Raw genomic sequence first — 8,158 nt, 5'->3', positions numbered from 1 at the left:
TGATCTTTTGGACCGATAAACAGGGTAGAGCGGATTTCGGCTGAGGCACCGGGTGCGACCATGGTCACCGGATATTGCATGCCCATAATCGCCTGATCGCCGCCGATTACACGGGAATAGAGCTGTTTAGTACCATCAACGCGTGGTATCCAGGCGGAAACGAAATAATGCTCGAGCATCGCGACCCAGCCATTTTCGGTGGCCCGGCTCAGGCGTTGGTCACGCATGTCGTCGAAGGCATACTTTTCGTAACGGTCTTCATCCCAGGAATATGCGCCACCGCGATAGGTTGGCATCATCATATTGCCCGAGCCTTCAGTGATAAGTTGTTTCAGCTGAGCGTAGTATTGCATTTGCTTATGCGAAGTGCCGGCATTGCGAATGGTGTAGATTACGTCAACCGCATAAGAACCGCGTGTCAGCACAAAGGTTTTAGTGATGGTGCTGCCGTCTTCCAGGTTCAGGTGGAAGGGAACTTCGAGACGGTCGCCAGTCATGGTGTACTCAGACTGTTCTACGTGGAACAGTGGGCGGCCTTCAGCAGAATCGGTGCCATCGGCGCCAACCAGGCCGGACTGAGCAATGTAAAGCTGGTTTGGATCCGAGTGCAATAATTCAAACCGGGCAGCGGAATCCTGCGTGCGAGCGAACTCCAGCAACTGAGCGTTGACGACATCGCCACCGCGCGGGTCAATATGGATATCCAGAACGTCAGTCATGATGCGCACCGGCTGCTGACTGATATTGGTCTGCACAGGTACACTGGTAGACGCATCGCTGGTGATTGAGGTCGCTTCAGGCACGGCGCTGTCGATAGGTTCAGGCACCGGGCTTTGCTGGGTACTTTGCAGGGTATCCTGGGCCTGCTGCGCGCTACGTTGCGTGCCAGGAGCGGTATCGACTACCCAACTCTGGTAGAGGAAAAAGGTGACAACCAGAAAGGCTATAAACAAGATAGAACGTGGCGAATTCATAAAATCTTTCGTCTCTGTTTTACTTTGATTCGTTATTGTCCGGTGCTGGGGTAGTGCCTGGCACCGGGTCGAAGCCGCCCGGGTGCCCCGGATGACATTTCACTATGCGTTTGCTGGCAAGCCAGAAGCCCCGCATCATACCATGCTTTTGGATAGCTTCTATGGCGTACTGCGAACAGCTTGGCTGAAAACGACAACGCGGACCTAACAGCGGGCTAATTAGCCACTGGTAGAGTCGGATGAGGCCGACAGGTATTGCTCGCAACGCTTGCTTAAAGTTCGCCATAAATAGTCTAACCGCTGCTGCAGATCTTCATTAGACAGATCTGTAACACCGCTTTTTGCAATTACGATGATATCGAATGCCGGTATTTTATACTGTTTTAGCCGAAAAGTTTCGCGAATCTGACGCTTTATACGATTTCGATCAACGGCGCGTTTGGCACGCTTTTTTGAGATGGTGACACCGAGGCGAGGATTGGCGAGATTATTGGGAGTAGCTAATGCAGTCAGTTCGGCCGTAACAGCCTTAACCGGGGGGTTATTAAAAACGACCTGGAAGTGCGCGGGAGTTAGTAAACGTAACTCCCGCCCATAGGAAAGCTTCTTCAATTACGCTGACAGGACTTTGCGGCCCTTGGCACGACGACGGGCCAGAACTGCGCGGCCGTTTTTCGTTGCCATGCGCGCACGAAATCCGTGAGAGCGCTTACGCTTTAGTACGCTTGGTTGAAATGTTCTTTTCATAACGTTAGTCCGTATTCGGGTTGTCTAAAAATTAAGAGCGCGAATTCTATCGAGAATCTCGGGTAAAGTCAACGACAAAAGCTATCCACAAATAGGATTTGATAACGATCAGTATTGTGGATAAGGCCCCTGTCGATCGTCGGATTATTTTGGCTTTAGGCTAGCGATCAGAGCCTCATTTCAGTACAATCAAGGTATCCTATAAGTGCTGTTTAGCAGTGACCCCGCGTTAGTATTTTATCGACCGGCCGGGCGCTCTCCAACAGCCAGATAAATAAATAAATAAAAAAAATATTCAGGGAGACAGGTGTGAATAAATCGCTTTGGCAATATTGCTCAGAACGACTGCAGAGCGAGTTGTCGACACAGCATTTCAATACCTGGATTCGGCCATTACAGGCTGACCTGTCAGATGATACCTTAACGCTTTACGCCCCGAACAGTTATGTTGTTGATTGGGTTAAAGATAAGTACCTGAATCTCATAAATGATTACCTTGGCGAACTCGCTAAAGAGAAAGGCGGGCGGGCACCGAATGTAGCTTTCACTGTCGGTGGCATGCAAGCCTCCTCAGGCAATGGTTCAACGCGACCCGCACCGGCTCAGCAACAACGACCTGTCAGTCGGCTTAACGGTGCTACCCGACGTCAGAATCCATGGGATCGTGACGAGACTCCGGCCCCGGCTTTTGAATGCAACATCCATCCCGAGTACACCTTTGATAACTTCGTAGAAGGTAAGTCCAACCAGTTGGCTCGCGCTGCAGCGCTGCAAGTCGCTGAAAACCCTGGTGGTGTGTATAACCCGCTATTTGTTTATGGTGGCACCGGTTTAGGTAAGACCCATTTGTTGCATGCCGTAGGCAATGCCATTATGGGCCATAAGAAAGACGCGAAAGTGTTTTATATGCGCGCTGAACGCTTCGTTCAAGACATGGTAAACGCGATTAAGAACAACTCGATTAATGAGTTTAAACGGTACTATCGCTCGGTTGATGCATTGCTCATTGATGACATCCACTTTTTTGCCAACAAGAAAGGCTCTCAGGAAGAATTCTTCCATACTTTCAATGCCTTACTTGAGGGTAATCAGCAAATCATTATGACCAGCGACCTCTATCCGAAGGAAATTGAAGGCGTTGAAGACCGCCTGCGATCGCGGTTTGGTTGGGGTCTTACCATCGCAATCGAACCGCCGGAACTTGAAACCCGTGTCGCCATTTTGATCCGTAAAGCGCAAGAGCGGGGAATTACCCTGCCGCACGAGGTAGCGTTCTTTATTGCCAAGCGATTACGCTCCAACGTGCGCGAACTAGAAGGTGCCCTGAATCGCCTGGCCGCTAACGTGAACCTTACGGGCCGGCAAATCACCATCGACTTCGTCCGTGAAGCCCTGCGTGATTTAATCGCGGCACAGGAAAAGCTGGTTACTATAGACAATATTCAGAAGACAGTTGCCGAATACTACAACATTAAAATGGCGGACTTACTATCTAAGCGCCGTAGTCGTTCGGTTGCCCGCCCCCGTCAATTGGCGATGGCGCTGTCAAAAGAGCTCACCAACCATAGCCTGCCAGAAATTGGCGATGCTTTTGGTGGCCGTGACCACACCACAGTTTTACATGCGTGTCGAAAAATTCAGGAATTAAAAGACGCGCAACATGATATAAAAGAAGACTACAGAAATTTAATACGTACCTTATCTGCGTAGTACTTGCGGAAGTAGCGTTTTCAACTGATAACAGGGGAATGTGGGGATGAAATTTACCATCAGCCGTGATGCTTTTTTAAAGCCGCTTCAGGTTGTAAGCGGTGCCGTTGAGCGCCGTCATACGATTCCGATTCTGTCTAACGTACTCATTCAGGTGAGCGATTCAGAAATCCGGCTGACGGGCACAGACCTTGAAGTTGAACTGGTATCGGCTTGCGACATTGATAAGGGTACCGAAGGGCAGGTCACAGTGCCGGCTAAGAAATTGCTCGACATCATCCGCAGCTTACCCGACGGTGCCCCTATTGAGCTGAGTGCATCGGAAGACAAAGCGACGATTCGTTCAGGGCGCAGTAAATTCACGCTGGCGACGTTACCGGCGGAAGATTTCCCGAACATCGATGACTGGGACAGCGATATTCAGCTGGTCACCAGCCAGGCGGTGCTCAAAGATTTGATGGAACGCACACACTTTTCGATGGCTAATCAGGACGTGCGCTATTACCTGAATGGGATGCTGTTTGAAACCGATGCGAATATTCTGCGTACCGTAGCAACGGACGGTCACCGGCTTGCCATGAGCAGCTGTGAGATTGGTCAGCCAAACCTTACCGGGCGCCAGGTGATTGTGCCCCGCAAAGGCGTGATGGAATTGCTGCGCTTGCTCGACGATGTCGATAACGAAGTGAAGGTTGCCATCGGCAATAATCATATCCGTATTGAGACCAAAGGTATCAGCTTTACCAGTAAGCTGGTTGACGGACGTTTCCCGGATTACCGGCGCGTACTGCCTCAGGGCGGCGATAAGACTGTGGTTGCCGATCGTGAATTACTTAAGCACGCATGCTCGCGGGCAGCCATTTTATCGAATGAGAAATACCGGGGCGTGCGTATTGCGCTGAGCCCGGGGGAGATGATCCTGACTGCGAATAACCCGGAGCAGGAAACCGCTGAAGAAATCATTGAAGTGGAATATCAGGGCGACAGCTTAGAGATTGGCTTTAACGTGAGTTACCTGATTGATGTGCTGAATACGATTCAAGGCAGCAAGGTAAAGCTGACGCTCTCTGGTCCTGACGCCAGTGGTCTGGTGGAAGACAACGATGATGATTCGTCGCTTTACGTTGTGATGCCAATGCGTCTCTAGTCGTTCATGTATATTGAAGCTCTGGCGTTAACTCAGTTCAGAAATTTTGCTGCGGCAAAGTTAGCACCAGGGAAGACGGTGAATCTGGTTATCGGAGATAACGGTAGCGGTAAGACAAGTTTATTGGAATCGATTTATTGTCTGGGTTTTGGTCGCTCGTTTCGGCCCGGAACCTACAAGCAACTGATTCAACACGAAGCCGAACGCTTCACGGTATTTGCTAAAGTTATTGAGCAATCAGGGCGGCGACACCAGGTTGGTTATCAGAGGGATGACACAGGTGAAGTGCAGTTGCGCATTGACCAGGAAAAGGAAAGGCGGTTTTCCGCTTTAGCGCGGCTGGTTCCTGTTCAGTTGATGACGCCAGAAAGCATCGAACTGATTCTTGGCGGACCAAAACAGCGCCGGCAGTTTATAGATTGGGGAGTGTTCCACGTGGAACATTCCTTTTATAACGACTGGTTAAACTTTTCGAAAGTGCTTAAGCAGCGAAATAGTTTGCTTAAGCAGCGTCGATTTGAGGCAGAACGTGCATACTGGGATAAACAGTTCGCAGCCTATGGAGAGCGGATAAAAGAACATCGGGAAGATTACCTGGAAGGTTTTCTGCCGGTTTTGGAAGAGCGGCTCGGTGAATTTCTTCCGCAATACCAATTTGAGTTTTATCTGAAGAATGGCTGGGACCGTGAAGTTGCTTTATCTGAAGCTCTGATAAAGCACCAGGATCAGGATTTGCGTTATGGCCATTCGACGGTTGGTCCTCATAAAGCTGAACTAAGAATTCAGGCCAATGGGGAAGATGTCAGGAATTTGCTGTCCCGTGGACAGCTAAAGTTGTTGGTGGCCGCACTGAAGCTTGTTCAGGGTGAATACCTACAACACAAGACTGGCGTTCAATGTATCTACTTAGTGGACGATATTACCGCTGAACTGGATACTGAAAGCCAGGCTAAATTCTGTGATGCCCTAGTGGCATCGGAATCACAGGTTTTTGTATCAGCGATTGAGGTGGGTGAGTTAAATCAGCTACTACAAACACCCGATACCAAAATGTTCCACGTGGAACATGGAACCATCAAGGAACAATAGAGAAACTAGTTATGGCAGAAAATGATTACGGCTCGTCCAGTATAAAGGTCCTTAAAGGGCTCGACGCAGTACGAAAACGTCCTGGGATGTACATAGGTGATACCGATGATGGTACCGGCCTGCATCACATGGTTTTTGAGGTCGTCGATAACTCGATCGATGAAGCACTAGCCGGCTATTGCAAAGACATACTAGTCACCATCCATAGTGATGGCTCAGTATCAGTGCGCGATGATGGCCGTGGTATTCCTGTTGATATCCACGAGGAAGAGGGCGTTTCCGCTGCTCAGGTTATTATGACGGTACTTCATGCCGGCGGTAAGTTCGATGATAACTCGTATAAAGTATCAGGCGGCTTGCACGGCGTAGGTGTCTCTGTAGTCAACGCACTATCAGAGAATCTGCAGCTAACGATTCGTCGTCAGGGCCATGTCTACGAGCAGTTCTATAAGATGGGCGACCCGGTAACGCCTCTTAAGCAGATTGGCGATACGGATAAAACCGGTACCGAACTGCGCTTCTGGCCAAGCTCGGATATTTTTGCTGATGTCGAATTTCACTATGACATCCTGGCTAAGCGCCTCCGCGAACTGTCATTCCTGAACTCAGGTGTTTCCATCATCCTGAAAGACGAGCGCTCAGATCGCAGTAACCATTTTAAATATGAAGGTGGTATCTCGGCATTCGTTACTTATCTGAATGATAAGAAAAATCCGATCCACCAGAGCGTGTTCCACTTTACCCATGAGCGTGACGACGGAACCACAGTTGAAGTTGCAATGCAGTGGAATGACTCTTTTCAGGAAAGCATCTTCTGCTACACCAATAACATCCCTCAAAAGGATGGTGGCACCCACTTAGCTGGCTTCCGTTCAGCGCTGACCCGCACCATGAATACCTACATGGAAAAGGAAGGACTGAACAAGAAATACAAAACGAATGCGACAGGTGACGATGCCCGTGAAGGCTTAACCGCGGTTATCTCGGTTAAAGTTCCTGATCCCAAGTTTTCGTCACAGACAAAAGAAAAGCTGGTGTCCTCAGAAGTTAAGACCGCTGTTGAGCAATCAATGAATGAGAAGTTCAGCGACTTCCTGCTCGAACAGCCGAACGATGCCAAGATTATTGTCGGTAAGATTATCGATGCTGCCCGTGCCCGTGAAGCAGCTCGTAAAGCCCGCGATATGACCCGCCGTAAAGGCGCGTTGGATATCGCTGGTCTGCCAGGAAAGCTAGCCGACTGTCAGGAAAAAGACCCGGCACTTTCTGAACTCTATATTGTGGAGGGTGACTCTGCGGGTGGCTCTGCGAAGCAGGGCCGTAACCGCAAATTCCAGGCTATCCTGCCACTTAAAGGTAAGATCCTGAACGTTGAGAAAGCACGCTTTGATAAGATGCTTGGTTCACAAGAAGTCGCCACCCTGATCACTGCATTAGGGTGTGGTATTGGCCGTGATGAATACAATCCGGATAAAACCCGTTATCACCGTATCATTATCATGACCGATGCTGACGTCGACGGCTCGCATATTCGTACCTTGCTGTTGACCTTTTTCTATCGCCAGATGCCTGAGCTTATTGAACGGGGCTATATGTACATCGCTCAGCCACCGCTTTATAAGGTGAAAAAGGGTAAACAGGAGAGCTACATCAAAGATGACCCGGCATTGATCAGTTATTTGACCAGTCTGGCTTTGGATGGTGCCTCCCTTCATGTTACCGCTGATGCGCCCGGGATTACCGGCGCACGGCTTGAAACTCTGGTAAATGAATACCAGTTGGTGCAGAACAGTATCAAACAACGCCTTTCACGCCGGATGCCGGAAACTTTCCTGCAACGCCTGGTTTATGCGCCACGTTTAACCCAAGAACTTCTTAAAAATCAAGAAGCTATGGAGTCATGGGTGCAAAGTTTGCAGGGCGACCTGACCACCCGGGAGGTGAATTCAGCAACTTATACCATTTCGGCCAGGCATGATGCAGAACGCCAGCTGCATTTGCCGGTCGTGACGGTACGTCAGCACGGTATTGATACTGATTATCCGTTGAACTATGAATTCCTGATGTCCCGTGATTATGACCAACTAGTCTCTATCGGCGAGAAAATATTCGGGCTGGTTGAGCCGGGCGGGTACGTCCGTCGCGGTGATAAAGAGAAACCTGTTAACGATTTCGTTGAAGCGGTTGAGTGGCTGATTAGTGAGTCGAAGCGTGGAATTTATATCCAGCGCTACAAAGGTCTGGGTGAAATGAATCCAAGCCAGCTTTGGGAAACGACTATGGACCCGGATACCCGGCACATGCTGCAGGTCACCATTGAAGACGCGGTTGCCGCGGATCAGCTATTTACCACGCTGATGGGTGATGATGTTGAGCCGCGTCGTGCTTTCATCGAAACCAACGCTCTGAAAGTTGCGAACCTGGACGTTTAACATCCACGGTTAGCCGCTTGTCGGGAAATAAAAAAGGAGCCTTCTGGCTCCTTTTTTTT

8 protein-coding genes are annotated in these 8,158 nt (G+C 49.6%); 4 read left to right on the top strand and 4 right to left on the bottom strand.

The window, feature by feature from the left end:
• The 4 genes from yidC to rpmH form a co-directional block, all read right to left on the bottom strand.
• Positions 1-974, bottom strand: a 974-nt coding sequence (yidC, locus tag R3196_RS08495) for a membrane protein insertase YidC (RefSeq protein WP_318936343.1), incomplete at its 3' end; no start/stop codon positions are given.
• Between the two features lie 19 nt (positions 975-993).
• On the bottom strand, positions 994-1,260 hold the full coding sequence (yidD, locus tag R3196_RS08490; RefSeq protein ID WP_318936342.1) for a membrane protein insertion efficiency factor YidD: 267 nt from the start codon (positions 1,258-1,260) through the stop codon (positions 994-996).
• Entirely contained in the window at positions 1,194-1,586 is a 393-nt protein-coding gene (gene rnpA, locus R3196_RS08485; protein ID WP_318936341.1) for a ribonuclease P protein component, read from the bottom strand. Before rnpA ends, yidD begins: the two co-directional genes overlap by 67 nt.
• Entirely contained in the window at positions 1,587-1,721 is a 135-nt protein-coding gene (rpmH, locus tag R3196_RS08480) for a 50S ribosomal protein L34 (RefSeq protein WP_084616802.1), read from the bottom strand.
• 309 nt (positions 1,722-2,030) lie between these two features.
• Between rpmH and dnaA the strand changes: the two genes are divergently transcribed.
• From dnaA to gyrB, 4 genes are read left to right on the top strand one after another with little or no spacing between them, the layout of a single operon-like run.
• Positions 2,031-3,431 carry a chromosomal replication initiator protein DnaA gene (gene dnaA / locus R3196_RS08475; protein WP_318936340.1) on the top strand — a complete coding sequence of 467 codons (1,401 nt, stop codon included), beginning with the start codon at positions 2,031-2,033 and terminating at the stop codon, positions 3,429-3,431.
• A 46-nt stretch (positions 3,432-3,477) separates the two neighbouring features.
• Complete coding sequence (gene dnaN, locus R3196_RS08470) at positions 3,478-4,578, top strand: DNA polymerase III subunit beta (RefSeq protein ID WP_318936339.1); 1,101 nt, start codon at positions 3,478-3,480, stop codon at positions 4,576-4,578.
• A gap of 6 nt (positions 4,579-4,584) precedes the next feature.
• Positions 4,585-5,667, top strand: coding sequence for a DNA replication/repair protein RecF (gene recF / locus R3196_RS08465; protein WP_318936338.1), 1,083 nt, complete (start codon positions 4,585-4,587; stop codon positions 5,665-5,667).
• An 11-nt stretch (positions 5,668-5,678) separates the two neighbouring features.
• On the top strand, positions 5,679-8,099 hold the full coding sequence (gene gyrB, locus R3196_RS08460) for a DNA topoisomerase (ATP-hydrolyzing) subunit B (RefSeq protein ID WP_318936337.1): 2,421 nt from the start codon (positions 5,679-5,681) through the stop codon (positions 8,097-8,099).
• Positions 8,100-8,158: the final 59 nt, after the last annotated feature.

It is taken from the genome of Pseudidiomarina sp., from assembly GCF_033722695.1.
Taxonomy (GTDB): domain Bacteria; phylum Pseudomonadota; class Gammaproteobacteria; order Enterobacterales; family Alteromonadaceae; genus Pseudidiomarina.
This window is presented reverse-complemented; position numbering and strand designations above follow the sequence as displayed.

What these genes read in the sequence shown, in the direction of transcription:
- dnaN (WP_318936339.1), top strand. Translation starts at nt 3,478, where the DNA reads ATGAAATTTACCATCAGCCGTGATGCTTTTTTAAAGCCGCTTCAGGTT.
- recF (WP_318936338.1), top strand. Translation starts at nt 4,585, where the DNA reads ATGTATATTGAAGCTCTGGCGTTAACTCAGTTCAGAAATTTTGCTGCG.
- rpmH (WP_084616802.1), bottom strand. Translation starts at nt 1,721, where the DNA reads ATGAAAAGAACATTTCAACCAAGCGTACTAAAGCGTAAGCGCTCTCAC.
- gyrB (WP_318936337.1), top strand. Translation starts at nt 5,679, where the DNA reads ATGGCAGAAAATGATTACGGCTCGTCCAGTATAAAGGTCCTTAAAGGG.
- yidD (WP_318936342.1), bottom strand. Translation starts at nt 1,260, where the DNA reads ATGGCGAACTTTAAGCAAGCGTTGCGAGCAATACCTGTCGGCCTCATC.